This window comes from Pseudoalteromonas sp. T1lg10, assembly GCF_002964545.1.
In the GTDB taxonomy this organism is placed as follows: domain Bacteria; phylum Pseudomonadota; class Gammaproteobacteria; order Enterobacterales; family Alteromonadaceae; genus Pseudoalteromonas.
Map to the genome: position 1 here is coordinate 131,159 of NZ_PQBV01000049.1, position 26,017 is coordinate 157,175.

Genomic DNA, 26,017 nt, shown 5'->3' on the forward strand with positions numbered 1-26,017 from the left:
TTACCATGTTAAAGCAAAATTTATTAGTAGAAATCGGTACAGAAGAATTGCCACCGAAATCATTGCGTACCCTTGCTGAGGCGTTCGCCGATGGCCTAAAAGCGCAATTAGAAGAACTTGCTCTGGCACATGAAGGGGTGCAATGGTACGCCTCTCCACGTCGCTTAGGTCTGATGGTGCTGCAACTTGATGGCAAGCAGGCTGATAAGGTAGTAGAAAAGCGTGGTCCTGCAATTCAGGCGGCATTTGATGCCGATGGTAACCCAACCAAAGCGGCAATGGGCTGGGCCCGAGGCTGTGGTATCGAGGTAAGTGAAGCTGGTCGCCATGTTACCGATAAAGGCGAGTGGTTACTGCATAAGGCCGAAGTTGCCGGTCAGCCGGTGCAAGAGTTGATCGTCGATGCGGTAAATGCGGCACTGGCGAAACTGCCTATCCCTAAGCCGATGCGCTGGGGTGCCAACAAGACCCAGTTTATCCGTCCTGTGCACACAGCCACGGTATTTTACGGTGACAGCCTGATTGCCGGTGAGATCCTTGGTAAGCAGGTTGCTAACCAGCTTCAGGGACATCGTTTCCATCACCCGGAAAAGGTTACCATCAATAATGCCAATGAAGCCCTTGAGCAGCTGAAGAAAGCCTATGTTATTGCCGATTACGAAACCCGTAAGGCAATGATCCGCAACCAAATCGAAGCGGCAGCGACACAACTTGGTGCGGTAGTGGCCATGGATGAAGACCTGCTTGAAGAAGTAACCTCTTTGGTTGAGTGGCCGGTAACGCTTACCGCTTCATTTGAAGAAAGCTTCCTGGCGGTACCGGACGAAGCCCTGATCTACACCATGAAGGACGACCAGAAATACTTCCCGCTGCTAGATCAAGACGGCAATCTGATTAACAAGTTTTTGTTTGTTTCGAACATTGAAAGTAAAGATCCAAGCGTGGTTATCGCCGGTAACGAGAAGGTGGTACGCCCACGTCTTGCCGATGCGCAGTTCTTCTTTGAAACGGATAAAAAGAAAACTCTGGAAAGCCGTTTGGAGTCACTCGGTACCGTATTGTTCCAAAAGCAATTGGGTACGCTTAAAGATAAGTCCGAGCGTATTAGCGCGCTTTCTGGTTATATCGCCGAGCAACTGGGTGCCGATAAGGCCCTGGCCGAGCGCGCAGGTCTATTGAGTAAAACCGATCTGATGACCGAAATGGTGATGGAATTCACCGATGTTCAGGGCGTGATGGGTATGCACTATGCACGCTTTGATGGTGAAAACGAAGCCGTAGCCCTGGCCATGAACGAACAGTATATGCCGCGCTTTGCCGGTGATGCCTTGCCACACAGTGATATCAGCTGTGCTGTGGCTTTGGCGGATAAGTTCGATACTCTGGTTGGTATTTTCGGCATTGGTCAGGCGCCTAAGGGCGACAAAGACCCGTTTGCACTGCGTCGCGCCGCTATCGGTGCCTTGCGCATCATGGTTGAAAAGCAACTTTCTCTGGATGTGCTTGATATCGTTGCGAAAGCGCAAACCCTGTTCGGCGATAAGCTAAGCAATAATCAGGTTGCCGAAGATGTGTTTGAGTTCCTACTGGGTCGCTTCCGCGCCTGGTATCAGGAGCAAGGCATTGAGGTTGATGTGATCCAGGCTGTATTGGCGCGTCGTCCTTCCAAGCCATTGGACTTTGATCTACGCGTTAAGGCGGTAAGCCATTTCCGTACTCTTGAGCCGGCAGAAGCCTTGGCTGCGGCCAACAAGCGTGTTGGTAACATCCTGAGCAAAAATGATGTTCAAGAAAGCGGTGCCATTGAGCCAAGCTTATTGCAAGAAGCACCTGAGCAGGCGTTGGCACAAGAAGTGGCAGCCTATCAGGCCAAACTTGCGCCTTTATATGAGCAGGGCGAATACCAGCAGGCACTAAGTGAACTGGCCAATATTCGCCAAAGTGTTGATGCTTTCTTCGATAACGTCATGGTTATGGCGGACGACGAAGCAATTAAGCGTAACCGTCTGGCACTATTGTCTCAGTTGCAGGACCTGTTTTTACAGGTTGCCGATATCTCGGTACTGCAAAAATAGTGAATATTTCTTACATTCATGACGAAAGCCAGCTTTGTGCTGGCTTTTTTATTGAAGCCAGTGCACGAATTTCTTAGACTGATGAAAAGTGCGTCAAATTTGGAAAATAACAATGAAGACAAAACTCTCCCTCGTTTTAGCCACATTATTTTTAGGTGCGTGCTCAAGCACAGTTACCCTGGACGATATAGTGCCGGTTGAAGAAGTACAAAAGCCTTTGTATCTGCGTGGCGACTTCTCATTATGGGATGCGCAGCCAGAGTATCAAATGGTCAAGGTGGCGCCGGCCATTTATGAAACCAAGATCAAGCTATCGACCCCGGGCAAGGCCTATGAATTTAAAATTGCCGATGCCGATTGGAGTGAAAACTATAACTGTGGTTATTTAGACGAAGGTCTGGATAAGCAGCTGGAGATTGGTTTGCCGGTACAGGCGGACTGTAACAGCGTGTATAACTACTTTAGCTTTACTCCGGCGGAAGAGGGTTGGTACAAGGTATCTATTAACTTCTCGCGCTTTAGCAAGCCCTTGGTAACCATTAATCAGGTGTTTGAATAATAAAAAGGGCTGTTAAAGCCCTTTTTTGATTAAGTACTGATAAGGTAACTGCTCCGTTTGCTGGGCCACCAGAGTGTGGTCCATAAAACGGCAAAAGCTGGGTATGTCGCGGGTGGTTGAAGGGTCGTCCGCGGTGATCAGCAAGGTTTCGCCGTTATTCATTTTGCGCACCGTACCGCGCACCATCATAACGGGTTCTGGGCAGCGTAAGCCTAAGGCATCAAGAACGTGATCGGCGGTATCGAAGGTCATAAATGAGTGCTCGCGTAGAAAACGCCCATTTTACCCAAAGTCGCGGCAAGAAAAAAGGCGGGAGCACTAAGCTGAACCCGCCTTTTTGTCACCAAGATTTAAGTAACCTGGACTTGTGATAACAACTTGCTTTCTAGCTGCTGTTTTTTCTTACTACCGCGTTAAATTTGTTTGCAATAGAGCTTCTATTGCCGCACAAATTTGCCTTGTATTAATCAAAACATCTAGCTAGAAAAATTTGACCTCAAGTTAGCTATTTTTAAAGCATATTAGCGAACTTCTTAACCCAAGTTCAGGTTATTTACGGACGTTCAAAGACAGTCGCAATACCCTGACCAAGACCGATACACATGGTCGCTAAACCATATTTAGCATCCTTGTCTTCCATGATATTGATTAGCGTGGTGCTGATACGCGAGCCAGAGCAACCCAAGGGGTGACCCAGGGCAATAGCACCGCCGTTGAGGTTAACTTTTTCGTCTACCTTATCCAGCAAGCCAAGATCTTTTAGTACAGGTAAAGACTGAGCGGCAAAGGCTTCGTTCAGCTCGGCCACATCGATATCATCGATAGTCAAACCGGCCATTTGCAACGCTTTCTTACTGGCTGGTACAGGACCATAGCCCATGATAGACGGATCACAGCCCGCCACCGCCATAGACTTCACATAGGCGCGGATCGGCAGGCCTAGCTCTTTGGCCTTGTCTTCACTCATGACCAACATGGCTGAAGCACCGTCAGACAGGGCCGAAGAGGTCCCTGCGGTCACGCTACCTGATGCCGGGTTAAATACAGGGCGAAGTTGAGATAGGCCTTCAACCGTGGTTTCCGGACGAATAACCTCATCGTCTTCAACCAAGGTTAGGGCGCCATCTTCGTCATGACCTTCCATGGGCAGGATTTCTTTTTTGAAGCGACCTTCAACCGTTGCCGCATGGGCGCGTTGATGCGAGCGAGCACCGAATTCGTCCTGCTGCTGACGGTTAATGCCATGCAAGGTGGCCAGATATTCGGCGGTTAGGCCCATGACACCGGCTGCTTGTGCAACGGATGTTGCCAGCCCTGGGTGGAAGTCGTTGCCGTGCGTCATAGGCACGTGACCCATGTGCTCCACACCGCCGATAAGGTAGGTGTCACCGGCGCCGGTCATAATGGCGCGAGCGGCATCATGCAGCGCCTGCATGGAAGAACCACACAAGCGGTTTACTGTCACGGCAGGTACGGTATGAGGAATACCGGCAAGCAGGGCGGCGTTACGGCCCACGTTAAAGCCTTGCTCTAGCGTTTGCTGCACACAGCCCCAGTAAATATCGTCAATCGATGCCGGGTCTACCGCTGGGTTACGTTCCAACAAGCCCTTCATCAAGTGTGCACTCAGGTCTTCGGCACGTTTATGACGGAATACACCGTTTTTAGAACGGCCCATAGGCGTACGAATACAATCTACAATAACAACCTTATTCATGATTATTGTCCCTCCACTTGATAAAACACACGGCCTTGTTCAGCCCATTGACGGGTTTCGTCTGATACCTGGTAAATAGCACCCAGGTGCGCGTACTTGTCGGCAGCCGCCACAAAGTTGGCCAGGCCAATTTGGTCTAGATAGCGGAATGCGCCGCCTCTAAACGGAGGGAAACCTATGCCGTACACCAGCGCCATATCGGCTTCTTGTGGTGAAGCTACTATGTTTTCCTGTAGACAAAGCAGTACTTCGTTGATCATAGGGATCATACAGCGGTCGATGATCTCTTGTTTATCCAGCTCTTGCTCGCCATCGAATAGTGGCGCAATTAGTTCAAGGGCTTGGGCATCCGAGCTCTTCTTCAAGCGACCACGGCGGTCCGGGGCGTAGCTGTAGAAACCCTTACCATTTTTCTGACCAAAGCGCTCTGCGTTAGCCATAATGGTGACCGGATCTTTTTCCTGACGCGCCATGCGCTCGGGGAAGCCATCGGCCATTACACCTGTACAGTGGAAGGCGGTATCGATACCAACAACATCAAGCAGGTAAGCTGGGCCCATCGGCCAGCCGAATACGTTTTCCATCACCTTGTCTATTTTAGCGAAGCTGACGCCTTCGCTAACCATCTTGCTGAAACCGGCAAAGTAGGGGAATAGCACGCGGTTTACAAAGAAGCCCGGGCAGTCATTAACAACAATAGGCGACTTGCCCAGCTTAAGAGCGTAATCAACCACAGCATTGACGGTTTCTTGTGAGGTTTTCTCACCACGGATGATCTCAACCAGCGGCATACGGGGTACCGGGTTGAAGAAATGCATACCACAGAATTTTTCTGGTTTTTCCAGGGCCGTGGCCAGCTCATCGATGCGAATGGTTGAGGTGTTTGAGGTGAGTACCGTGCCTTCAGGCATGGATTTCTCTAAGTCGCTTAATACCGCTTTTTTCACATTAGGGTTTTCAACAACCGCTTCAACGACTATATCGGCGGCCTGCACATCGGCATCATTCAAGGTCGGTTTTATTTTACCTAGCACGCCAACCATCTTGTCCATGCTCATATGGCCGCGTTGTACTTTCTTTCCAAGTAGCTTAGCGGCTTCACCCATACCAAGATCTAAAGCGCCTTGGTTGATGTCTTTCATGATAATGGGGGTGCCTTTATAGGCCGATTGATAAGCGATACCGCCACCCATAATGCCAGCACCTAGTACCGCGGCTTGATTGATTTGAGTGTCGCTGCCCTTGGCCAGTTTCTTGGCCTTGCCTTTAATATATTGGTCGGCCAGGAAGATACCGGTTAGCGCCGCCGCTTCCTTGGTCTTGGCTAATTTTGCGAAGTTGGCGTTTTCCAATGCCATGGCTTCATCGCGGCTCATATTAGCAGCGGCCTTGATGGTTTTAACCGCCATCACAGGAGCAGGGTAATGACCCTTGGTTTTGCCCATCACCAGGCCTTCGGCCATAGCAAAGCTCATGCCTTGCTCTACCTTGTTCATTTTCAATGGTGCTTGTTTTTGCGCTCGGCGTTGCTGCCAATCCAGTTTGCCGGCAATGGCTTGCTCTAGCATGCTGATACTGGCACCCAGTAATTTGTCAGCGGCCACTACGGCATCGACGGCACCCACTTTTAGGGCGTCATTAGCACGGTTTTCCTGCCCCGTGGTGATCCAGGTCATGGCGTTATCAGCGCCGATTAAGCGAGGTAAGCGTACAGTACCACCAAAGCCCGGCATGATACCCAGCTTGGTTTCTGGTAAACCAATTTTGGCTGTTTCACTGGCAACGCGGAAATCGGTAGCTAAAACCCACTCGCAACCGCCGCCTAAGGCCATACCGTTAATGGCGCTTAACGTTGGGAAAGGTAAATCTTCCAGGGCGTCGAATACGTCGGTGGCGGTTTTAATCCAGCCAACCAGTTCTTCTTCTGGACGTTGGAAAGTGGGTAGGAATTCGAAAATGTCGGCACCAACGATAAAGTGATCTTTGTCACTGGTGAACACCATACCTTTGATGTCGTCACGTTGGGCTAATTCTTTAATTGCCTGATGGCAATCGCTCAGGGTTTGCTGCGAAAGCTTGTTTACTGAGCCGGGCACAGTGAACTTAAACTCGGCAATTTGGTCCTTTATAAAAGAAACTACAAAGGAATCGCTCTGAAATATCATGGGTATCTCCCTTTGTTTCACATGAAACTGGTACGATGAGTTAAATTTAAATCAGTGTCTCGCCTTTAATCGCAAAATGCAATGAAAATTTAAGGTTAAAATTTACATACAGTTAAAGTTAGCTCAAAAAAGAGATGCGACCAAAACACGCCAGAATGCGGTTGGCATAGGTAAAAAGTCTGGCATTTATGTAGTACAGTTATTGAGAGTCTTTGACTCTATGAGGGCAGCGCGCTTTTTTGCCTAATGTTGGCTTCTTCGCTGCTTTTGTTTCACGAAATACAGTTAGGATTATCATGAAACGACTTCTTCACACCCTGCTGGCCGCCTCCTTGCTGCAAGTTTGCAGTGCTTCATTTGCCGGCGAGCACGATGATTTCCTCAAAGCGGAAAAAATTGCCAGGGGCGGCAATTACACAGAATTTAAGAAGGCCAATGAGCGCCTTAAACATCCGCTTAAGCCCTATGTGGAAATGGCTTTCTATAAGCACCATCCACATATTAAATATCAAACCGAAATAGAGCATTTCTTGCAGGTGTACCAGCATACGCCGTTGGAGTGGCCGGTGCGCAGTGCCTGGTTGAACTATTTGGCCAAGCATGGCCATAAGGCCAAGTTTGTAGAGAATTACAGCGTTACCAAGGATGTCGAGCTTACCTGCCAGTACCTTGAGTTTCAGTGGCAACTTGGAGCGCCAAAAGATGCCCTGTTGGAGCAGATAGAAAAACTGTGGTTGGTAGGTAAATCACAACCCAAGGAATGCGATAGGGTGTTTTCTTATTGGCGCAAGGCTGGCGGGCAAACGTCGGAAGCAGTATGGCAACGTTTGGGCTTAGCCGCCGAGGCGGGGCAGCATAAGTTGGTTAGCTATTTAAAAACACAACTGCCGGCCAAGGAGCGTTATCTGGCGGATTTATATTCCCAGGTTAAAAAAGATCCCAGTGCCGCAGCCGGTTTATATCGCTATAAAAACAAATCTCCCAAAGAAGCGGACATTGCCGTTTACGGGGTTAAACGCCTGGTTTGGCAAGACCCTGATCTGGCCGTTCGCGCCTGGCAAAAATTATCTGGCATGTTTACCTTTAGCGACGAGCAACAAGATAAGATCCATTATGCCTTGGCCTATGCGCTGGCGGTTAAGCAGCATGATGATGCTAAGTTTTGGCTGAACAAGGTGCCCGATGCCCAGCAGGATAGCAAACTGGTGCAGTGGCATTTGGCGAATATGCTTAGGGAGCAGGACTGGCCGGCCATTATCGCCTTTTTTACGCCGAAAAAAGCGCTTAACGCCGGACATAAATACTGGCTGGCTTACAGTTATTCACGCCAGGGTAAAAACGAGCAAGCCAAGGAGCTGTGGCAGCAATTGGCAAATGAGCGCGACTATTACGGCTTTTTAGCTGCGGCGCGATTAGACCTCCCAGTTAACCTTAATAACCAGCAATTGACGCTGGCGCCGGGTTTAAAGGCCAAGGTAGAGCAGGCGCCAGGGTTTAAACGGGCACAGATTTTATATGAGCTGGAAAGAGTCACCAGTGCCAGAAGGGAGTGGAATTATCTGCTCGACACCTCCAGTAATGCCGAGAAACTGGCCGCTGCGGTATTGGCGTCGGAGCAGGGCTGGCATGACAGGGCCATAGTTACCCTAGCTCGACTAAAGGCTTGGGATTATGTCGATTTACGCTTTCCCGATGCTTACACGGATCTCTTTAAGCGTTACAGTCACCGCCATAAGGTGGACCTGGATTGGAGTATCGCTATTGCCCGCAGGGAAAGCTCCTTTGCCGCCGATGCCCGCTCGCGCGCCGATGCTCGGGGTCTGATGCAGCTATTGCCCAGCACCGCCAAATACATTAATCGCAGTTCTGTTTCGAGCAAGCGTTTGTATGAACCCAGCACAAATATTAATTTAGGCACCAAGTACTTAAAGTATTTGGAAGGGAAGACCCGCGGCAATCAAATTTTAGCCACGGCCTCGTATAACGCCGGTTACCATCGCGTCAATAAGTGGATCCCCGATGAAGCCATGCCGGCAGAGTTATGGATTGAACTGATCCCCTATCGTGAAACCCGGGATTACGTCAAAAACGTGTTTGCCTATCGCCAGGTTTATCTGGCCAAGCAAGGCAAGGATGAAAATGTCCTGGCGACAATTTTAGATATGAATATAGGCGGTTAGCCGCAACAGCGGCGGCTATGATAGACTGGCATAAACATAATTAGCAAAGTGGGTGATACATGAATACATTGGCGGTGTTATACGCTGAACATATTGCAACCCTGCAAAGACGCACGCGCGAAATTGTTGAGCGTGAAAACCTAGATGGTGTGGTAATTCATTCTGGCCAGGCAAAGCGCCAATTTTTGGATGATATGTATTATCCGTTTAAGGTGAACCCACAATTTAAAGCCTGGTTGCCGGTGATCGACAACCCGCATTGCTGGCTGGTAGTGAACGGCAGCGATAAGCCTAAACTTATCTTTTATCGCCCCGTTGATTTTTGGCATAAAGTACCGGACGAACCGAGCGAGTATTGGGCCGATTATTTCGATATAGAGCTACTGGTTAAGCCTGAGCAGGTAGAAAAGCTATTACCCCATGATAAGACGCGCTATGCCTATATAGGTGAGTGTGCAGAAGTAGCACAAGCCCTTGGTTTTGAGTTGATGAACCCAGAGCCGGTGATGAATTATCTGCATTACCACCGTGCTTATAAAACTCAGTATGAGCAAGCCTGTTTGCGTGAAGCGAACAAACTAGCCGTAGCTGGTCATCAGGCGGCGCGCGATGCCTTCTATCAGGGTAAATCGGAGTTTGAGATCCAACATGCTTACCTGTTGGCGACCAAGCACAGCGAGAACGATACGCCTTATGGCAATATCGTTGCCCTAAATGAAAACTGTGCCATTTTGCACTACACCCATTTTGAACGAAATACACCTGCGCAACACCGTTCGTTTTTGATCGATGCCGGTGCCAATTTCAATGGTTATGCCGCTGATATTACCCGTACTTACGATTTTGCGCGTCAGGGTCAGTTTGCCGAGTTGTTGGCTGTGATGAATCAACATCAGATAGAGCTTTGTAACTCGTTATCCCCTGGCAAGCTCTACGGTGAGCTGCACCTTGATTGCCATCAGCGTGTAGCCCAGGTGCTAAGCGATTTTAATATCGTTAACCTACCGGCACAGCAGATTGTCGAGAAGGGCATTAGTTCAACCTTCTTCCCTCATGGTCTGGGCCATCATATTGGCTTACAGGTACATGATGTAGGCGGTTTTATGGCCGATGAAACCGGTACTCATCAGGCACCACCTGAGGGGCATCCTTTCCTGCGTTGTACTCGTATGATTGAAGCGAACCAGGTGTTCACCATTGAGCCTGGCCTGTACTTTATTGATTCCCTGCTTGAGGATTTAGCGGCAACGGACAATCGACAGTACGTAAACTGGGACAAGGTCGCCGAGTTTAAACCCTTTGGCGGTATTCGTATCGAGGACAATATCATTGTCCATGAGCAGGGTCTGGAAAATATGACCCGCGAGCTCAACCTCGACTAACCATCCCCCTGTGAAAGCGATGGAGACAATTCCATCGCCTTAGGCAGCTAATTTTCTATGTCAGAATATGCTTATCCAGCACAATCGCTGAGTTACGAAGAAGAAATCAAAAAAAGCACCTTTATCGTTCACCTTGCCCATACTCCGGATGTGGCCAGCGCCAAGGCCTTTATTGCTTTGATCAATGAGCAGTATCCGGATGCCCGCCATAACTGCTGGGCCTATGTAGCGGGAGCGCCTGGTGGCAGTCATGTCTATGGTTTTAGTGATGATGGTGAACCCAATGGCACCGCCGGCAAGCCCATGTTGAATGTGCTTCAGGGCAGTGGCTTGGGCGAGATATGCGCCGTAACCACCCGTTATTTTGGTGGTATAAAGTTGGGCACGGGGGGGTTAGTACGCGCCTATGGCGGTACCCTGAATAATGCTTTGGCGCAACTACAGACACAGATAAAGGTGCCCAGTGTGGTGTTAACCGGCGACAGTGACTATGCTCTACAAGGGCAGATAGAACAATGCCTTAACTCACAATACCAGGTATTGGCGATGGACAAGGAGTATGGCGGCCATATCTCCTGGCAGATCCGTATCGATGCGCGCCAGGCTGAGGATGCCATAAAAGATATTTTTGATTTAAGCCATGGTACTGTTGAGTTAAAAATAAAACAGTAAGACAATAACATGCAAAGAAAAGTCACGGCGACGCGCTAAATGCAATACCGCACGATAATAAAAATACTCGGCCAGCTAGTAGCCTTGTTTAGTATCACCATGGTTCCCCCCGCGCTGGTATCACTTATCTATAAAGATGGTGGTGGTCTGCCGTTTATTCTTGCGTTTATTTTTAGCGTTATTGCCGGCTTGTTCGCCTATTATCCTAACCGCCATGAACATGGCGACCTCAAAGCCCGTGAAGGCTTTTTGATCGTGGTATTGTTTTGGCTGGTACTGGGGTCGTTCGCATCCTTACCCCTGATCTTTCTTGATGCACCAAAACTCTCGCTGGCCGATGCGGTGTTTGAGGCCTTCTCCGGGCTCACCACCACGGGGGCCACCGTATTGACCGGCATTGAATATCTGCCCAAGTCTGTGCTCTTCTATCGCCAGCAACTGCAATGGCTCGGTGGTATGGGGATAATCGTACTCGCGGTGGCCGTGCTGCCCATGCTTGGCGTTGGTGGCATGCAGCTGTATCGCGCCGAAACGCCGGGGCCGGTGAAAGACTCGAAAATGACACCGCGTATTGCCGATACCGCCAAGCACCTTTGGTATATCTATGTATCCCTGACCCTGGCCTGTACCTTGGCCTATTGGGTCGCAGGGATGGGCTGGTTCGATGCCATCTGTCATGCCTTCTCGACCATAGCCATAGGTGGCTTCTCTACCTATGATGCGTCCATGGGCTACTTTGACAGCCCGGTGATCAACCTTATCTGCGTGGTGTTCTTATTAATCGCGGCGGTGAACTTTTCCCTGCATTACGCTGTGGTGGCCAATCGCAGTGCCAAGGTGTATTTGCGCGACCCGGAATTAAAGGTGTTTTTCTTAATTCAGGTGGCGCTGATCATCATCTGCTTTGCCGTATTGTCGTCGAATAATATCTATGCCAATGGTGATGAAACCTTAGATCAGGCTATGTTCCACGCGGTTTCTATCGGTACCACGGCAGGTTTTGCCACCGACAACTTCTCCGCCTGGCCACTGTTTCTGCCCATCTTGCTTATATTCTCCAGCTTTATTGGTGGTTGCGCCGGCTCTACCGGAGGCGGTATGAAGGTGGTGCGGGTGTTCTTGTTGTACTTGCAGGGCATTCGTGAACTTAACCGCTTGGTCCACCCAAGGGCAATCTATTCCATTAAGCTTGGCCGTAAGGCGCTTCCCGATAAGGTGGTTGAGGCGGTATGGGGATTCTTCTCCGCTTATGCCCTGGTTTTTGTGATCATCATGATCAGCCTTATGGGCACGGGCTTAGACAATATCACCGCTTTCTCGGCGACCGCAGCCTGCTTAAATAACCTGGGTCCGGGCCTGGGTGAGGTGGCGGCTCATTACGGTGATATCAGCGATAATGCCAAGTGGATTCTAACCCTGGCCATGGTCTTTGGTCGTCTAGAGATCTTCACCTTGCTAGTACTATTCACCCCCACATTCTGGCGTGGGTGAGGCGCGGTCGCTACTGCGACCGAGAGTGACTTAACGTCACTCTTGGAGTGCCGAACGCGAGGGCGTGGATGCCCGAGCCGGGACCAAGCTTCAGGAAGAATTGTTATCACCATCACCAATTGAAAGCGCCACAAAGGTCACTCTTGTAAATTCGAACGCGAGACACGGATGTCGAGCCGGACCGCAGCGTCAGGACGACTTACTTACACAAAACTTACCTTTGACGTATTTCAGTCACTCTTATTAATTCACCCGCCTCAACCTGAACAAAGCCCTGTGTGTTGCTAAAAGGCAACAATTTATCTATGGCTGTGTTCTGGCTATGAAATTAATTTTCAAAAAGCGCAAATAAAAAATTAACCTTTTGATTTTTAACTATTAAATTAATTTTTCACTCATGTCCAAATCTGCCTCTTGGCTCCTCTATTCAGATAAAAATCAGAAAAGCGTGTCTACCATTTGTGTGGTTTCTGAATGAAATCTCCATCAAAAATTACTAACTAACTGAAAAATATATATTTTATTTTTAAAGCTTTGATCTTGTCGCGAAATGGCAACAGAAAAAACGGGGGAATTCCTGATTTCTTCGCAATCAATGTTTCAACATATTGAATTATATGTGTTTTTTAAAACTGGCATCGGACTTGTATTAGTCCTAGCGAGTCGAAAATGTGATGGCGAATATTAGGTTCGTTAGGTTCACACCAAAACAAGTAGGAAGGACAGTAATATGAAAACAATGACAGCAACTATCGCTCTTATCACTTTAGCCGCATCAAGCGCAGCATTTGCTGCCGATTTCTCAACTCTTGATGTTGATGGCAACGGTGCTATCTCTGTGCAAGAAGCTGCCGCTGATGCTGCGCTAGCCGAGCAATTTGAACAGCTAGATAGCGACGGTAACGGTGAGCTTTCGCAAGCCGAGTTTGACAAAGCAGAGTAATTTTCAGCAGTTATTACAGTGATCAGTAGGAGATAATGATGAAAAAATCAAAGCACATTTTAGCCTTATGCGCCCTTGTCGGTTCTTCTGCGGCCTTTGCCTTAGCAGCTGACTTTGCCACGGTAGACAGTGACGGCAATGGCGCCATTAGCATGGAAGAAGCATCAAAGCACCCAGAGCTAATCAGCCAGTTCAAAGACTTAGACACAAACGTAGATGGCGAGCTGTCTCAAGAAGAGTTCGCTAAAGCGAAATAACACAGGGAGTTAACAATGAATAAGACCTCTAAAGCAATCGCCTTAATCGGCTTAGTCAGTGCATCGTCTGCATTCGCGATGGACTTGGAATTTAACACTGTGGACGTAGATAGCGATGGCGCTATCAGCATGGAAGAAGCGGCTCAATATCCTGAACTAATGCAAGAGTTTAAGGACTTGGACAGCAACAAAGACGGCCAGCTGAGCGAGCAAGAATTCGCAACAGCTCAGTAAGTTTACTTTTTGAATATTTGGAGCAAGTTATGAAAACGACCAATACACTACTAGCAATGGCTATTTTGGCATCTTCTTCGACTGCATTTGCAGGTTCGGGCGCGACGTTTGAATCTCTTGATGTGGACGGTAACGGCAGCATCAGTAAGGAAGAAGCGAGTGCCGATGCCGAAGTAATGGCTAAGTTCGATGAGCTTGATATTGATGGTAACGGCGAGCTATCGCCAGAAGAGTTTGCCAATATTGAGTAAACACCTAAATCCATTAGAGAAGCAAAAAGCAGCATTTAGTTTCCAACTAAAGCTGCTTTTTTTTGCTTATAAGAACATGGCGCTGACCTGGAAGAGCTTCTCGACTACATGAATATGCTTTTTGTCGATCAAGAACATGATCACATGGTCGCCGCTTTGAATCACGGTATCGTCATGGGCGATAAGTACATCATCATTACGCACTATGGCGCCAATGGTAGTGCCCGAAGGGAGTTTGATTTCACTAATGGCACGACCCACCACCTTTGAGGTGTTCTCATCGCCATGGGCCACAGCCTCAATGGCTTCAGCAGCGCCCTTGCGCAGTGAGTAAACGTTCACTATATCACCGCGGCGAACATGGGTTAATAGAGCTGAAATGGTCGCCTGTTGCGGCGAAATGGCAATATCGATTTCACCACCTTGAACCAGATCCACATAGGCACCGCGCTGAATTAGCACCATGGTTTTTTGCGCACCCATGCGCTTGGCCAGCATGGCCGACATGATATTCGCTTCATCATCGTTGGTCACGGCGATAAAGACATCTACCTGCTCGATATGCTCTTCTGACAACAGCTCCTGATCCGAAGCGTCACCACAGAAGACCACAGTATCATCAAGCATTTCCGAAAGCTGCTCGGCCCGCATAGGGTTGCGCTCCAGCAGCTTGACGCTGTGGTTTTTCTCCAGTGAGCGAGCCAGGCCTGCGCCTATATTACCGCCGCCGGCAATCATGATCTTTTTATATGAGCGTTCCAGCTTTTGCAGCTCGCTCATTACCGCGCGAATATGCTTGGTTGCGGCGATAAAGAAGACTTCATCATCGGCTTCGATAACCGTAGTTCCCAGCGGCTTGATGGCCTTACCCTGACGGTAAATGGCGGCAACCCGGGTTTCCACGTTGGGAATATGTTCCTTTAACGCTGAGAGCGCATAACCAACCAGCATACCGCCGTAGTAGGCCTTAACCGCCACCAAGGACAGTTTACCGTCGGCAAACTGCAACACCTGCAGGGCGCCAGGGTAGTCGATTAAGCGGCGAATATACTTGGTGACCAGAGCCTCGGGAGCTATGTAGTGATCAACGGGCAGGTCATCATTGTGGAATAACTGCTGGCGATAACGTAAGTATTGCTCCGAGCGGATCCGCGCAATTTTAGTCGGGGTGTTAAAGATACTGTAGGCAACCTGACAGGCCACCATGTTCACTTCGTCGGAGCTAGTCACGGCGATGATCATATCCGCATCTTCGGCGCCGGCCTTGCGCAGCACATCGGGGTGAGCGCTGTGGCCATTTACGCCTTGCAAGTCATATTTGTCTTGCAGCTCTCGCAAGCGGTCACCGTCGATATCGACCACGGTGATCTCGTTTTGCTCACCCACTAAGTTTTCCGCCAATGTGCCGCCAACCTGGCCTGCACCTAAGATGATAATTTTCATGACTATGTCACTGCTTTATTATTTTTGCGTAGTAAAAACCATCGGTTTCACCCGGCAACAACTGCCAACCCGGCTGCTGCTCGGTATCCTTATCATGCAACGCTATATGCCTGGCGTCACTATGTTTGGCCAAAAATGCCCGTATTTGCGATTGGTTTTCCTCGCTTAATACCGAACAGGTGGCATAAACCAGAGTACCGCCGGATTTCAAAAGCGGCCAGATGGCTTCAAGTATGCTTGCTTGCAGTTGTGCCAATTCATCGATATCGCTGCCGCGACGCAGCCACTTGATATCCGGATGACGGCGGATCACCCCGGTGGCCGAACAGGGCACATCGAGGAGAATACGGTCGAACTGCTCGCCCTGATACCATTGCTCGGTTTGCTCCGCCTGAGCGCAGATCAATTCGGCGTTTAACCCGATTCGCTCCAGGTTTTCATTAACGCGTTCAAGACGCTGGGCATCGGCATCAAGAGCGACGACACGGGCATCGGCAAGCTCGAGAATATGACAGGTTTTGCCACCGGGCGCCGCACAGGCATCGAGAATAAGTTCACCGTCCTGTGGGTCCAGAAGCCTTGCTGCCTGCTGGGCTGCTGCATCCTGTACCGAACAGGCGCCGCGCTCGAACTCGGGCAGGGCAAATACATCCATGGCCTTATCGAGGCGGATAGCATCCTGGAAGGTTTCATCTATGCTAAAGCCTATGCTTTTATCAAACAGCTTGTCGGCATAGGCGTCGCGGTTATTCAGGCGATTATTCGCTCTTAGCCACATGGGCGCCTGTTGCTGATTTTCTTCGATAATATCTTGCCATTGCTCTGGGTAATCACGCTGTAGCTTTTTAATCAACCAGCCCGGGTGATTGTATTTGCAGGCATCTATTTGTTCTGCTTGCTCTTCCAGGCCTTGTTGTTGGCGTTGAAAGGTGCGTAGCACGGCGTTAACCAGGCCTTTGAGGCCCACCGCACGCATGGACTTTAGGGCATTGACCGTTTCGGCCACGGCGGCATGCTCGGGCACGCGCATATATTGCAATTGATATAAGCCAACGTAGAGCAAAAATTGATAAACCCGGCTTTTGCCTTTCAATGGCTTTTCAAGCAATTGCTGACAATAAAACTCCAGGCTTGGCAAATAACGTAAAACGCCGAAGCACATTTGTTGCATCAGCGCCTTGTCTTGCGGGCTTAGGTCGCGGCTGTATCTGGGCAGGGCCACAGACAGGGAAATACCTTTATCGACCACCTGGTAAAGGGTGTGCGCCGCCTGGGCGCGAACATTACTCACCTTGATTATCCGCAGTGGCTAATGAACTGCCAACTGTGACCCAATCGGCACGGCCGTTAAGGAAATCCTGGCTCGACATAGGTTTCTTTCCTTGGGGCTGTAGCTGAGTTATTTTTAGAGCGTCGGTCGCACAGGCGATCACTATGCCACTTTTATCGGCGCGTAAAATGGTGCCTGGCGTGCCTTGTTCGGCAACCACCTCGGCTTGCCATACCTTCACCGTATTACCGGCCATTTCCGTATAACTGACCGGCCAGGGGTTAAAGGCACGAATATTGCGCTCTAACTGCACCGCTTCCAGTTGCCAATCCAGCAGGGCTTCTTGTTTGGAGAGCTTGTGCGCATAGTTGGCGCGTTGCTCATCTTGCTGCAGCGGAGTGATGCTTTCTATGTTGGCCAATGTTTCTATCAGTGCCGAGGGGCCAAGCTCCGCCAATTTAGCGTAGAGTGAGGCCGAGGTTTCCTTGGCATCTATGGCACAGCGGCTAATGCTGAGCATGTCACCGGTATCCAGGCCTTCGTCCATCTGCATTATGGTTACACCGGTTTCTGCGTCGCCGGCCCAAATCGCTCTTTGTATCGGTGCGGCACCGCGCCAACGCGGCAGAATCGAGCCATGGACATTGATACAACCAAGTTCTGGCGTCTCTAAAATGCTTTTAGGCAGCAGCAAGCCGTAGGCGACTACCACCATGATATCGGCATTTAATGCGGCGAGTTGCTGCTGCGCTTCTTCACTTTTCAGGCTGGCTGGCTGAAACACCGGGAGGTCGTGCTCTAGAGCCAGGGTCTTTACCTCACTGGCTTTGAGTTTTTTACCACGTCCGGCGGGGCGATCCGGCTGGCTGTATACGCCAACCACCTCATGATCTGAGTCGATTAATGCCTGCAAATGGCGTGCAGCAAAGTCCGGTGTACCGGCAAATACGATGCGAAGGGCTTGTGTCACTGTGATTCCTTGTAATTAAGCTTTAGCGGCCAGACGGGCTTCTTTTTCAAGCTTTTTACGAATACGCTGACGTTTTAGCGGCGACAAGTAATCAATAAATAACTTACCAATTAGGTGATCTAATTCGTGTTGAATACAGATGGCCAATAAGCCATCGGCGTCCAAAGTAAACTCTTCGCCTTGGGCATTCAGGGCTTTAACGGTTACGGTTTCGGCGCGATCAACCTTGGCATACGAATGGGGAACTGACAGGCATCCTTCTTCGCTAACGGTAGAGCCGTTTTTGTGCGTGATCTCAGGGTTGATAAGGATCAGAGGCTCATCACGTTCCTCAGAAACATCAATAACCACAATGCGTTGGTGAATATCGACTTGCGTTGCAGCTAAACCGATACCATTTTCGTCATACATGGTGGCTAACATGTCTTCTGTAATGCTACGAATGCTGTCATCCACTTGTTCGACAGGTGCTGCAATCGTGCGTAAACGTTCATCTGGGAACCTAAGTACTTCTAAAAGTGCCATAATTGCCTTATTAAAAATTGTGCTAAATATCAGGTATTGTGTTATGTTTTTATTTTAGCCATTCGTGTGCACCTTTAACAGGTTATTGGGTAATAAATATAATAAAACAAGCTTTAGGAAGCTCATTACAATGATTAAACAGCTATCAGCTGCCGTATTTGCTCTTGCGGTTGCTTTTCCATCATTAGCAGATGTTTTAGCAGTCAAAAACGACGCACCGGAACAATATGTGGTGAAGAAGGGAGATACACTATGGGATATCTCTGCTATTTATTTGGATAAGCCTTGGCTGTGGCCAGAGCTTTGGCAAATGAACCCACAAATTGATAACCCTCACCTTATTTACCCTGGCGATACACTGTATTTAGTGTACGACGCCCAAGGGCGACCGCGCTTAGTGGTTAAACGCCCGGACAACTATCAGAAACTATCGCCACATGGTCGCAAGACATTGAAGCGAGACGCACTACCAACTTTGTCGTTGGAGCTGCTGCGCCCGTTTTTGACTTACGAACAAGCGCTAAGTGAAGAGCAGATTAACGCTCAACCTTATGTGCTGGGTGCCAACGAGAATGTGAAACGCTCTACTCAGGGTCATATTCTTTACGTGAAAGGTGACCTGGAGCGTAACAGTAGTTATGCCATCTATCACAAGAACCGCCCTTATATTGACCCTCAGACCGATGAGCTGTTGGGTTATGAGGTGAAACTTGTGGCCACCGCCAAGGCGTTCCGCAGCGGCGATGTAAACTCTGGTGTGCCTGCGTCCATCTTCGTTGATGGCGTTAAGCGCGAAATTAATGCCGGTGATTTCTTAATGCCGGTTAACCAGGGTCAAAGTTTGCCTGCATCTTTCCAGATGCGCCGTCCCGAGACTGATATTGATGGTGAAATCATCGCTTCATCTAATCAGCTTCGTGAATTTAGCCAGATGGATATTGTGGTGCTAAACCGTGGTTTAGTAGACGAAGTTAAAGCGGGTCACATGTTTGATATCCGCCGTCAGTCACCCACAGTAATCGATGGTCGCGATGGTCCTCAATATAAAGAAGACTCCAGTACCTACGATAAGTTTATGTCGAATATGGAAGAAGGCATGGGCTTGGAAGAGGATGCGGATAACAAGACCTGGCATATGCCCAAGGAAAAGGTGGGTGAGCTTATGGTTCTTAAAGTTCAAGACCGTGTAAGCTATGCCATCATTACCAAAACATTACGACCCATACGTGTCGGAGATCTTATAAGCGTTGACTAACCAACGCTTTCCGTAACAAGCTTTTGGGTCGTGCTCAAGGAGGGAGCATGACACAGAGTGAATCTAATCTATCGGCCTCTTCAGAGGCCGATTTATTTCTAGCCGATGCCAGCCTACTGGCGTTGATGCGCACGCCGGGTCTTGGTTTGCGTAGCGCTTATACCTTGCTACAACATATTCCCATACTTGATTTAGTCGCCGATGCAGAGGTGCTTATTGAAGCTGGCTTGCGCCGCGATATTGCTGCTTATTTGGCCACAACTAAACTTGAACCCTTGCAACAAGAGCTGAGCGAGTATCGCCATCAGGGCATAGCTGTGATCAGTCTGGCTAATACCTTGTATCCGCCGTTGTTAAAGGAATTGCCCGACCCACCCTTACTTTTATTCTGTATAGGCAATAGTGGCTTATTGGCCCAGCCTCAGGTGGCGATTGTCGGCAGCCGAGGGGCGAGTATAGGTGGGAAGCACCATGCCTTTGAGTTTGCCGCTCAGCTCAGTGATGCAGGACTGGCCGTAACCTCTGGCATGGCCATGGGGATAGATGCCAGCGCCCATCTGGGGGCATTGCATAATGGTGGAGCGACCTTGGCTGTGCTGGGTACGGGAGTTGATTTATGTTACCCGCGTCGTAACAAGGCGTTGCGGGAGCAAATTGCCCAATATGGCCTATTGGTTAGTGAGTTTTTGCCCGGAACACAACCGCGGGCGCAGCACTTCCCCCGTCGCAACCGGGTTATCGCCGGGTTAAGTCTAGGTACCTTAGTCGTTGAAGCGGAGCAAAAAAGCGGCTCCCTGATCACCGCCGAACTGGCGATGGATTATAACCGTGAGGTGATGGCTATGCCCGGGGCGGTGAATAACCCATATTCCCGTGGCTGCCATGCTTTGATCAAGCATGGGGCGGCGCTAGTGGAAAATGCCGAAGATGTGTTAGCCGAATTAGGTTGTTATCAACAAAAGGGTCTATATATAAATAATGAGGGAGTAGAAAAAGAGGATGAGAACACTTTACTTCGCCATATTGGTTTTGAGCCAACCAGCATAGACGCTATAGCTTTGAGCTCGCAAATTCCAATCGCGCAATTATTAACGCTATTAATAGACTTAGAACTCGAAGGCAGCATTATTAGCACTTCGGGCGGCTATACCAGAGTAGGGGGCGAGTGACATGTTTGATATCCTAATGTATTTGTTTGAAAACTATATTCATAACGAAAGCGAAATCTTTGTCGAAGAAAGCGTGCTTACCGATGAATTACTCAAGGCCGGTTTTAACAGCCCGGAAATATACAAGGCCTTGGATTGGCTTGAGCAACTGGCACAGTTGCAGCACAGCGATGAGAGTCCGTATCTGGATAGAACCCCAGCCGCAGCCTGTCGTATCTACACAGGTGAGGAAAGCATTAAGCTTGATATTCAATGCCAAGGCTTCTTACTGTTTTTAGAGCAGGTCGGTGTGATCAACGGCACCACGCGTGAAATGGTGATAGACAGAGCCATGGCCTTAGATCATGCGCAAATAGCCCTGGATGACCTTAAGTGGGTGGTGTTAATGGTGCTTCTCAGTGTGCCAGGTCAGGAGCATGCCTATGCGCAGATGGAAGACTTAATCTTTGACGACCCCAATCCGACCCTGCATTAAGCTTGATCTTCATCGGAGTCTGAGTATATTGGGCGCACATTAACCAAGGGGCTGGGTGCGCATGACGAAAATAGATCATTCTTTATTTAATGCCGATAAACACGCGTTGGAAAAAGAGTACGAGGTATGCCCAGAATGTGGCAGCGAGCTGGTAATGCGCCATTCCAAATCCGGTGCCTTTTTAGGTTGTGCCAGTTATCCAACATGCCACTTTATTCGCCCCTTGCATCAACATGATACCAGTACCCTAAAAGTGCTTGAGGATAATCCCTGTCCGCAATGTAGCGCGCCCTTGGCAGTTAAAAATGGCCGTTTTGGCATGTTTATCGGCTGCACCAACTTTCCCGAGTGTCACTATATCGCCGATCAACGTGAGCAAAGTGAACAAGACAGCGCTTTACCACCTTGCCCTAAGTGTAATAAAGGTCATTTAACCCAGCGCAGCAGCAAATATGGTAAGGCTTTTTATTCCTGTGATGCCTACCCCAAGTGCAAGTACAGCCTAAATTACCCGCCAGTTGCGGTGACCTGTGAACAGTGCCAGTGGCCGGTCATGATGAAACGCCACTTTGCCGAGGGAGCTATGCTACAATGCCCGCAAAAGAACTGTGGGCACAAACAGCCCGATGATGCGGAGAGCGGACAGTGAGTGATGCAGAACAGCCGAAAACGGCGCTGAGCAGTTTGCAACAGGGCGAAGTAATTCTTTACCCCACCGAGGCGGTATACGGCTTGGGCTGTGACCCTATGAATCAAGCGGCCGTTGAAGCCTTGCTGGCAATCAAAAAACGCCCGGTTGAAAAAGGCCTGATTTTAATCGCCGACAACTATGGTCAATTACTTCCTTATGTGGCCGATCATCGAATTCCCATGGATAAGCGCGCGGATATTTTTTCGCAGTGGCCCGGTGCCGTGACCTGGGTGATGCCGGCAGCAGCAACGACGCCGAAGTGGCTCACCGGTGCGTTTGACTCTATCGCCGTGCGCGTGAGTGCTCACCCCACAGTTAAGCGTTTGTGCCAAGAATTTGGTGGCCCAATCGTGTCTACCAGCGCTAACTTAAGCGGTCAGGAACCGGTTGCGTCAATCGCGCAAGGGCAGGCTACCTTTGGCGAACAAGTTGGCTTTTATGTCGATGAGCCCTTGGGTGGCGCTGACCAGCCTAGCGTGATCAAAGACGCCATGAACGGACAAATTATTCGAGGATAAGCATGCATTCAGAGTTACTGACCCAGGTTAAAACCTACTTAATGGCGTTGCAGGATAAGATTTGTGCCGGATTAGAAGAAGCCGATGGCGGCGCCAAGTTCGTTGAAGATGCATGGCAACGCGAAGAGGGCGGCGGTGGTCGTACCCGAGTGATCCGTGATGGCAATGTTATCGAGCAAGGTGGCGTAAACTACTCTCATGTGTTTGGTGCTTCCATGCCCGCATCTGCGACCGCACATCGCCCGGAATTAGCCGGCCGAAGCTTCCATGCCTGTGGTGTGTCCCTGGTGATTCACCCAAAAAACCCGCATATTCCCACCAGTCATGCCAATGTGCGTTTCTTTATTGCCGAGAAAGAGGGTGAGGAACCGATTTGGTGGTTTGGCGGTGGTTTTGATTTAACTCCTTTTTATCCGCAGCTTGAAGATGTAAAACATTGGCACCAGGTTGCCCATGACCTGTGCGCCCCCTTTGGTGATGAGGTGTACCCAAAGTATAAAACCTGGTGTGACGAATACTTCTACCTGAAACACCGGGATGAGACGCGCGGCGTGGGTGGACTCTTCTTCGATGATCTTAACGAATGGGGCTTTGAGAAGAGCTTTGCCTTTATGCAGGCTGTGGGTAACGGATACCTAGATGCTTACCTGCCTTTGATTGCAAAGCGCAAGGACACGCCTTATGGCGAGGCAGAGCGTCAATTCCAATTGTATCGCCGTGGTCGCTACGTTGAATTTAACCTGGTGTGGGATAGAGGCACCTTGTTTGGTTTGCAAACCGGTGGGCGTACCGAGTCGATATTGATGTCGATGCCGCCATTGGCGCGTTGGGAGTATGACTTTAACCCTGAGCCGGGTTCGCCAGAGTCAGAACTCTATGAGCATTACCTGAAACCAAAAGACTGGGTATAAAAGTAGAAAAACGCGGCATCGGCCGCGTTTTTTAGTTGTCGCTATTGATCATATGAGTCGCCAGCTGGGTGAGCGACTGTCGCAAACCCTCACGTAGCACCGGATTATCGACTTCCATATCCAGCGCCTTATTCATACAGTACATCCACTGATCTCTAAGCTCGGCAGTGACCGGGAAGGGCATATGACGCTGACGTAAGCGTGGGTGACCATATTTTTCTACAAACAGATCCGGGCCACCTAACCAACCAGATAAAAATTCAAAGAATACCTGGCGAATACGATCCAATGGCTGCGGATGCATATCATATAAGGGCTTGGCGTACGCATCGCTGGCCATTATGTCGTAGAATCGATTGGCGAGGGCACGAGCACCTTTTTCGCCGCCCATTAGTTCGTATGGGGTACGCTCAACATCAGGGTGGACGTCGTCTGTACTTTGCTGAGAATTTTTTGCATCTTTGCTAAAGATGCGTTTTAGTAACTGCTTCATGATGCGCTCGATATAAGGAAAGGATAATGGATAAATACGCGGTGTTTGGTAACCCCATAGCGCACTCAAAATCACCCCTCATTCACCATGCCTTTGCGGCGCAATTAGGTGAACAAATAGAATATCAGCGCATTTTAGCACCGCTCGACGGCTTTGTTGACTGCGTCAGCGAGTTTTTTAGCCAAGGTGGCTGTGGGGCTAATGTCACCCTGCCATTTAAAGAGCAGGCCTTTGCCCTGGTTGATACTCTGAGTGAACGAGCCCGCTTGGCTGGCGCCGTAAATACCTTAATTCTTGAAGAAGGCGGGGGCTTAAAAGGCGATAACACGGATGGCATTGGTTTAGTTAGTGATCTGCAACGCTTGAGTGGCTCACTGGCAGGCAAGCATGTGTTGTTAATTGGCGCAGGTGGTGCGGCAAAGGGCGCCGCGTTGCCTTTGCTTGAAGCCGGGATTGAGCAACTGCATGTGGTCAATCGCACAGAGGAAAAAGCAAAGCAGTTGGTAGAACGTATTAGCCAATACCAAAACGTCAGTTATGAGGGCTTAACAGGTCAAAACACGCAAAGCTGGGATATTGTCATAAATTCAACATCTTCCAGCGTCACCGGTGAGCTACCTGGCTTACAGGCCAGCTATCTCGAAGGGGCTCAGTTTGCCTACGATATGTTTTATGCAGAGCAGGCCACATCTTTTATGTGTTGGGCATCCAAGATTAATCCGAATATAGTTACGGCGGATGGTTTGGGTATGCTGGTGGCGCAGGCTGCCCATGCATATCAACTTTGGCGTGGGCAAATGCCCGATTGTGCGCCTATAATAGCAGCGCTAAAAGAGGGGCGATTATAATGAATCAAGCAATTCAATTTGTTGACAGAGTCGAATATGAAAATGGTGTTATTACCTTTTATGCCATGGTTAATGGGCTACTTTTACCTTGTATTATCGAGCTTAAGGTGAAGGAGCGTAGCGATGCTCTGGCGCATTTTGCCGAACACCGCTTTGATTATGAAGAGTTGGCTGAGCAACAAATAGAAGAGGAAGCCTTCGGTGAAGAAGGCGAAGTACAGATTAAAGCACTGGCTTAACCTCGTTTAGGTATTCATCCTTGAGGCGAACATAGTTATCCGCCGACACCTTTAAGAAGGCGCGCTCCTCATCGCTTAACGGACGTGCCTGCTTTACTGGGCTACCCACATATAAATAACCTGACTCTAAGGTTTTGTTGGGAGGCACAAGCGCACCGCCACCAATGATCACATCATCTTCCACTATCACGTTGTCCATAATGATGGCGCCCATGCCGACCAGGATACGATTACCAAGACGGCATCCGTGTAACATGGCTTTGTGACCCACGGTTACATCCTCACCAATAATGAGCGGATAACCTTCCGGGTTTGAGGCACTGGCACGAGTCAGATGCAGTACACTCCCATCCTGAATATTGGAACGTTTGCCAATACGCATATAGTTAACGTCTCCGCGTGCGGCCACCAAGGGCCAGATGCTGGCGTCTTCTGCAATTTCAACATCGCCCACTATCACGGCGGACTCGTGAATGTATGCCGATTTGTGTACTAGGGGAGATTTATCTTTATAACTTTGTAAGCTCATATCAGGTTCCTATCACTGATGTATGACTAATACCCTAACTCTAACTAGGCGGGTCCAGGTTCGCAATAAAGGTTCGTAATAAACATTAGTCGTACGAAAAAGAGCCACCTCTTTAGTTTACCAAGCTATTCGAGGTGATTATTTGCTTAAAAACGTATAAAAAGTATGTCTATCGGGTGCTTTTTAGGCGAACGATCCATTTTTAGCAATTTTCTTTAAAAAAGGGCTTGCGTCGAAATCGAATCTCCCTATAATGCGACCCCACTGAGACGGCAGGCGCGACGCGCAGTGTAGCAACGCATAGCGAGGCGCTAGCGGCTCAGGGAGTCAAATAAAACTTCAGTTTTGAAAAATGAAAACTTTCTCAAAATTAAGTATTGACAACAAATCAGGAAAGCGTAGAATGCGCAGCCCTAACGCGGTGAAAGCCGCAGCGACAACGAGTCGCAACGTTCTTTAAAAATATGAAGCAATCATCTGTGTGGGCACTCGTACAGATTGAGTTCTAACAGCAGATTCTAGTTCGCTAGATGACGCAAACAAATTTAGAGTCTCAATTGAACTGAGTGACCAACGGAAACAAGTTTACTTGTTTCAGCACAGTCAATTCGATTCGAAAGAATCAAAATCAGAATTCAATGAGCGCCGTTCTTCACTCTTTATGGGTGGGAACAAAAAACTTTTAATTGAAGAGTTTGATCATGGCTCAGATTGAACGCTGGCGGCAGGCCTAACACATGCAAGTCGAGCGGTAA

The 26,017-nt window shown here is 49.1% G+C and carries 27 protein-coding genes; 18 read left to right on the plus strand and 9 right to left on the minus strand.

Going from position 1 to position 26,017, the window contains the following annotated elements; all coding sequences use genetic code 11:
* Positions 1-5 precede the first annotated feature (5 nt).
* Together glyS and C2M17_RS13155 are read left to right on the plus strand one after the other, a co-directional pair.
* A complete protein-coding gene (glyS, locus tag C2M17_RS13150) occupies positions 6-2,075 on the plus strand; it encodes a glycine--tRNA ligase subunit beta (protein ID WP_105201198.1) in 2,070 nt (689 codons plus the stop codon).
* A 112-nt stretch (positions 2,076-2,187) separates the two neighbouring features.
* On the plus strand, positions 2,188-2,634 hold the full coding sequence (locus C2M17_RS13155) for a hypothetical protein (protein ID WP_105201199.1): 447 nt from the start codon (positions 2,188-2,190) through the stop codon (positions 2,632-2,634).
* Positions 2,635-2,646: 12 nt separating this feature from the next.
* Here C2M17_RS13155 and tusA read toward each other — a convergent pair whose 3' ends face one another.
* The 3 genes from tusA to fadB all read right to left on the minus strand — a co-directional run bounded on the left by tusA (position 2,647) and on the right by fadB (position 6,516).
* A complete protein-coding gene (gene tusA, locus C2M17_RS13160) occupies positions 2,647-2,886 on the minus strand; it encodes a sulfurtransferase TusA (RefSeq protein ID WP_105188758.1) in 240 nt (79 codons plus the stop codon).
* Between the two features lie 301 nt (positions 2,887-3,187).
* Positions 3,188-4,351: an acetyl-CoA C-acyltransferase FadA gene (gene fadA / locus C2M17_RS13165; RefSeq protein WP_105201200.1), complete on the minus strand. Its 1,164-nt coding sequence runs from the start codon at positions 4,349-4,351 to the stop codon at positions 3,188-3,190.
* Positions 4,352-4,353: 2 nt separating this feature from the next.
* Positions 4,354-6,516 carry a fatty acid oxidation complex subunit alpha FadB gene (gene fadB / locus C2M17_RS13170; protein WP_105201201.1) on the minus strand — a complete coding sequence of 721 codons (2,163 nt, stop codon included), beginning with the start codon at positions 6,514-6,516 and terminating at the stop codon, positions 4,354-4,356.
* A gap of 296 nt (positions 6,517-6,812) precedes the next feature.
* Between fadB and C2M17_RS13175 the strand changes: the two genes are divergently transcribed.
* The 8 genes from C2M17_RS13175 to C2M17_RS13210 all read left to right on the plus strand — a co-directional run bounded on the left by C2M17_RS13175 (position 6,813) and on the right by C2M17_RS13210 (position 13,926).
* Positions 6,813-8,696: a transglycosylase SLT domain-containing protein gene (locus C2M17_RS13175; RefSeq protein ID WP_105201202.1), complete on the plus strand. Its 1,884-nt coding sequence runs from the start codon at positions 6,813-6,815 to the stop codon at positions 8,694-8,696.
* Positions 8,697-8,755: 59 nt separating this feature from the next.
* Positions 8,756-10,078 (plus strand): Xaa-Pro dipeptidase, encoded by a 1,323-nt coding sequence (pepQ, locus tag C2M17_RS13180; RefSeq protein ID WP_105201203.1) that lies wholly within the window; start codon positions 8,756-8,758, stop codon positions 10,076-10,078.
* 57 nt (positions 10,079-10,135) lie between these two features.
* Complete coding sequence (locus C2M17_RS13185) at positions 10,136-10,750, plus strand: YigZ family protein (RefSeq protein WP_105201204.1); 615 nt, start codon at positions 10,136-10,138, stop codon at positions 10,748-10,750.
* 39 nt (positions 10,751-10,789) lie between these two features.
* On the plus strand, positions 10,790-12,241 hold the full coding sequence (locus tag C2M17_RS13190) for a TrkH family potassium uptake protein (RefSeq protein WP_105201205.1): 1,452 nt from the start codon (positions 10,790-10,792) through the stop codon (positions 12,239-12,241).
* Positions 12,242-12,971: 730 nt separating this feature from the next.
* A complete protein-coding gene (locus C2M17_RS13195; protein ID WP_105201206.1) occupies positions 12,972-13,184 on the plus strand; it encodes a calmodulin in 213 nt (70 codons plus the stop codon).
* A 38-nt stretch (positions 13,185-13,222) separates the two neighbouring features.
* Positions 13,223-13,441: a calmodulin gene (locus C2M17_RS13200; RefSeq protein WP_105201207.1), complete on the plus strand. Its 219-nt coding sequence runs from the start codon at positions 13,223-13,225 to the stop codon at positions 13,439-13,441.
* A gap of 15 nt (positions 13,442-13,456) precedes the next feature.
* Positions 13,457-13,675, plus strand: a complete 219-nt coding sequence (locus C2M17_RS13205) for a calmodulin (protein ID WP_105201208.1) — start codon at positions 13,457-13,459, stop codon at positions 13,673-13,675.
* 29 nt (positions 13,676-13,704) lie between these two features.
* Entirely contained in the window at positions 13,705-13,926 is a 222-nt protein-coding gene (locus C2M17_RS13210) for an EF-hand domain-containing protein (protein WP_105201209.1), read from the plus strand.
* A gap of 66 nt (positions 13,927-13,992) precedes the next feature.
* Here C2M17_RS13210 and trkA read toward each other — a convergent pair whose 3' ends face one another.
* Genes trkA through def form a run of 4 tightly spaced genes read right to left on the minus strand, consistent with a single transcriptional unit; the run spans position 13,993 to position 18,134 of the window.
* The gene (gene trkA / locus C2M17_RS13215; protein WP_105201210.1) at positions 13,993-15,369 is read right to left on the minus strand and encodes a Trk system potassium transporter TrkA; all 1,377 of its coding nucleotides are present in this window, start codon (positions 15,367-15,369) and stop codon (positions 13,993-13,995) included.
* A gap of 7 nt (positions 15,370-15,376) precedes the next feature.
* Complete coding sequence (gene rsmB, locus C2M17_RS13220; RefSeq protein ID WP_105201211.1) at positions 15,377-16,669, minus strand: 16S rRNA (cytosine(967)-C(5))-methyltransferase RsmB; 1,293 nt, start codon at positions 16,667-16,669, stop codon at positions 15,377-15,379.
* Positions 16,653-17,609 (minus strand): methionyl-tRNA formyltransferase, encoded by a 957-nt coding sequence (gene fmt, locus C2M17_RS13225; RefSeq protein ID WP_105201212.1) that lies wholly within the window; start codon positions 17,607-17,609, stop codon positions 16,653-16,655. The genes rsmB and fmt overlap by 17 nt, the downstream gene beginning before the upstream one ends.
* A 15-nt stretch (positions 17,610-17,624) precedes the next feature.
* Complete coding sequence (gene def / locus C2M17_RS13230; protein WP_105201213.1) at positions 17,625-18,134, minus strand: peptide deformylase; 510 nt, start codon at positions 18,132-18,134, stop codon at positions 17,625-17,627.
* 130 nt (positions 18,135-18,264) lie between these two features.
* On the opposite strand from def, the gene C2M17_RS13235 reads away from it, so the two are divergent.
* The 6 genes from C2M17_RS13235 to hemF all read left to right on the plus strand — a co-directional run bounded on the left by C2M17_RS13235 (position 18,265) and on the right by hemF (position 23,153).
* Positions 18,265-19,389, plus strand: coding sequence for a LysM peptidoglycan-binding domain-containing protein (locus C2M17_RS13235; protein WP_105201214.1), 1,125 nt, complete (start codon positions 18,265-18,267; stop codon positions 19,387-19,389).
* Positions 19,390-19,436: 47 nt separating this feature from the next.
* Positions 19,437-20,558, plus strand: a complete 1,122-nt coding sequence (dprA, locus tag C2M17_RS13240) for a DNA-processing protein DprA (protein WP_233997996.1) — start codon at positions 19,437-19,439, stop codon at positions 20,556-20,558.
* Position 20,559: 1 nt separating this feature from the next.
* Positions 20,560-21,033 (plus strand): DUF494 family protein, encoded by a 474-nt coding sequence (locus C2M17_RS13245; protein ID WP_105201215.1) that lies wholly within the window; start codon positions 20,560-20,562, stop codon positions 21,031-21,033.
* Positions 21,034-21,094: 61 nt separating this feature from the next.
* Positions 21,095-21,682 (plus strand): DNA topoisomerase family protein, encoded by a 588-nt coding sequence (locus tag C2M17_RS13250; protein WP_105201216.1) that lies wholly within the window; start codon positions 21,095-21,097, stop codon positions 21,680-21,682.
* Entirely contained in the window at positions 21,679-22,242 is a 564-nt protein-coding gene (locus C2M17_RS13255; protein WP_105201217.1) for a Sua5/YciO/YrdC/YwlC family protein, read from the plus strand. The genes C2M17_RS13250 and C2M17_RS13255 overlap by 4 nt, the downstream gene beginning before the upstream one ends.
* A 2-nt stretch (positions 22,243-22,244) precedes the next feature.
* Positions 22,245-23,153: an oxygen-dependent coproporphyrinogen oxidase gene (gene hemF, locus C2M17_RS13260; RefSeq protein ID WP_105201218.1), complete on the plus strand. Its 909-nt coding sequence runs from the start codon at positions 22,245-22,247 to the stop codon at positions 23,151-23,153.
* A 31-nt stretch (positions 23,154-23,184) separates the two neighbouring features.
* Here hemF and C2M17_RS13265 read toward each other — a convergent pair whose 3' ends face one another.
* Positions 23,185-23,646 carry a group II truncated hemoglobin gene (locus C2M17_RS13265; RefSeq protein ID WP_105201219.1) on the minus strand — a complete coding sequence of 154 codons (462 nt, stop codon included), beginning with the start codon at positions 23,644-23,646 and terminating at the stop codon, positions 23,185-23,187.
* A 26-nt stretch (positions 23,647-23,672) separates the two neighbouring features.
* On the opposite strand from C2M17_RS13265, the gene aroE reads away from it, so the two are divergent.
* Positions 23,673-24,494: a shikimate dehydrogenase gene (gene aroE, locus C2M17_RS13270; RefSeq protein WP_105201220.1), complete on the plus strand. Its 822-nt coding sequence runs from the start codon at positions 23,673-23,675 to the stop codon at positions 24,492-24,494.
* Positions 24,494-24,733 carry a DUF1488 family protein gene (locus C2M17_RS13275; protein WP_105188779.1) on the plus strand — a complete coding sequence of 80 codons (240 nt, stop codon included), beginning with the start codon at positions 24,494-24,496 and terminating at the stop codon, positions 24,731-24,733. Before aroE ends, C2M17_RS13275 begins: the two co-directional genes overlap by 1 nt.
* Here C2M17_RS13275 and C2M17_RS13280 read toward each other — a convergent pair.
* The gene (locus C2M17_RS13280) at positions 24,717-25,262 is read right to left on the minus strand and encodes a gamma carbonic anhydrase family protein (protein ID WP_105201221.1); all 546 of its coding nucleotides are present in this window, start codon (positions 25,260-25,262) and stop codon (positions 24,717-24,719) included. The genes C2M17_RS13275 and C2M17_RS13280 overlap by 17 nt on opposite strands.
* Positions 25,263-26,017 lie beyond the last annotated feature (755 nt).

What these genes read in the sequence shown, in the direction of transcription:
- glyS (WP_105201198.1), top strand. Translation starts at nt 6, where the DNA reads ATGTTAAAGCAAAATTTATTAGTAGAAATCGGTACAGAAGAATTGCCA.
- C2M17_RS13155 (WP_105201199.1), top strand. Translation starts at nt 2,188, where the DNA reads ATGAAGACAAAACTCTCCCTCGTTTTAGCCACATTATTTTTAGGTGCG.
- tusA (WP_105188758.1), bottom strand. Translation starts at nt 2,886, where the DNA reads ATGACCTTCGATACCGCCGATCACGTTCTTGATGCCTTAGGCTTACGC.
- fadA (WP_105201200.1), bottom strand. Translation starts at nt 4,351, where the DNA reads ATGAATAAGGTTGTTATTGTAGATTGTATTCGTACGCCTATGGGCCGT.
- fadB (WP_105201201.1), bottom strand. Translation starts at nt 6,516, where the DNA reads ATGATATTTCAGAGCGATTCCTTTGTAGTTTCTTTTATAAAGGACCAA.
- C2M17_RS13175 (WP_105201202.1), top strand. Translation starts at nt 6,813, where the DNA reads ATGAAACGACTTCTTCACACCCTGCTGGCCGCCTCCTTGCTGCAAGTT.
- pepQ (WP_105201203.1), top strand. Translation starts at nt 8,756, where the DNA reads ATGAATACATTGGCGGTGTTATACGCTGAACATATTGCAACCCTGCAA.
- C2M17_RS13185 (WP_105201204.1), top strand. Translation starts at nt 10,136, where the DNA reads ATGTCAGAATATGCTTATCCAGCACAATCGCTGAGTTACGAAGAAGAA.
- C2M17_RS13190 (WP_105201205.1), top strand. Translation starts at nt 10,790, where the DNA reads ATGCAATACCGCACGATAATAAAAATACTCGGCCAGCTAGTAGCCTTG.
- C2M17_RS13195 (WP_105201206.1), top strand. Translation starts at nt 12,972, where the DNA reads ATGAAAACAATGACAGCAACTATCGCTCTTATCACTTTAGCCGCATCA.
- C2M17_RS13200 (WP_105201207.1), top strand. Translation starts at nt 13,223, where the DNA reads ATGAAAAAATCAAAGCACATTTTAGCCTTATGCGCCCTTGTCGGTTCT.
- C2M17_RS13205 (WP_105201208.1), top strand. Translation starts at nt 13,457, where the DNA reads ATGAATAAGACCTCTAAAGCAATCGCCTTAATCGGCTTAGTCAGTGCA.
- C2M17_RS13210 (WP_105201209.1), top strand. Translation starts at nt 13,705, where the DNA reads ATGAAAACGACCAATACACTACTAGCAATGGCTATTTTGGCATCTTCT.
- trkA (WP_105201210.1), bottom strand. Translation starts at nt 15,369, where the DNA reads ATGAAAATTATCATCTTAGGTGCAGGCCAGGTTGGCGGCACATTGGCG.
- def (WP_105201213.1), bottom strand. Translation starts at nt 18,134, where the DNA reads ATGGCACTTTTAGAAGTACTTAGGTTCCCAGATGAACGTTTACGCACG.
- C2M17_RS13235 (WP_105201214.1), top strand. Translation starts at nt 18,265, where the DNA reads ATGATTAAACAGCTATCAGCTGCCGTATTTGCTCTTGCGGTTGCTTTT.
- dprA (WP_233997996.1), top strand. Translation starts at nt 19,437, where the DNA reads ATGACACAGAGTGAATCTAATCTATCGGCCTCTTCAGAGGCCGATTTA.
- C2M17_RS13245 (WP_105201215.1), top strand. Translation starts at nt 20,560, where the DNA reads ATGTTTGATATCCTAATGTATTTGTTTGAAAACTATATTCATAACGAA.
- C2M17_RS13250 (WP_105201216.1), top strand. Translation starts at nt 21,095, where the DNA reads ATGACGAAAATAGATCATTCTTTATTTAATGCCGATAAACACGCGTTG.
- hemF (WP_105201218.1), top strand. Translation starts at nt 22,245, where the DNA reads ATGCATTCAGAGTTACTGACCCAGGTTAAAACCTACTTAATGGCGTTG.
- C2M17_RS13265 (WP_105201219.1), bottom strand. Translation starts at nt 23,646, where the DNA reads ATGAAGCAGTTACTAAAACGCATCTTTAGCAAAGATGCAAAAAATTCT.
- aroE (WP_105201220.1), top strand. Translation starts at nt 23,673, where the DNA reads ATGGATAAATACGCGGTGTTTGGTAACCCCATAGCGCACTCAAAATCA.
- C2M17_RS13275 (WP_105188779.1), top strand. Translation starts at nt 24,494, where the DNA reads ATGAATCAAGCAATTCAATTTGTTGACAGAGTCGAATATGAAAATGGT.
- C2M17_RS13280 (WP_105201221.1), bottom strand. Translation starts at nt 25,262, where the DNA reads ATGAGCTTACAAAGTTATAAAGATAAATCTCCCCTAGTACACAAATCG.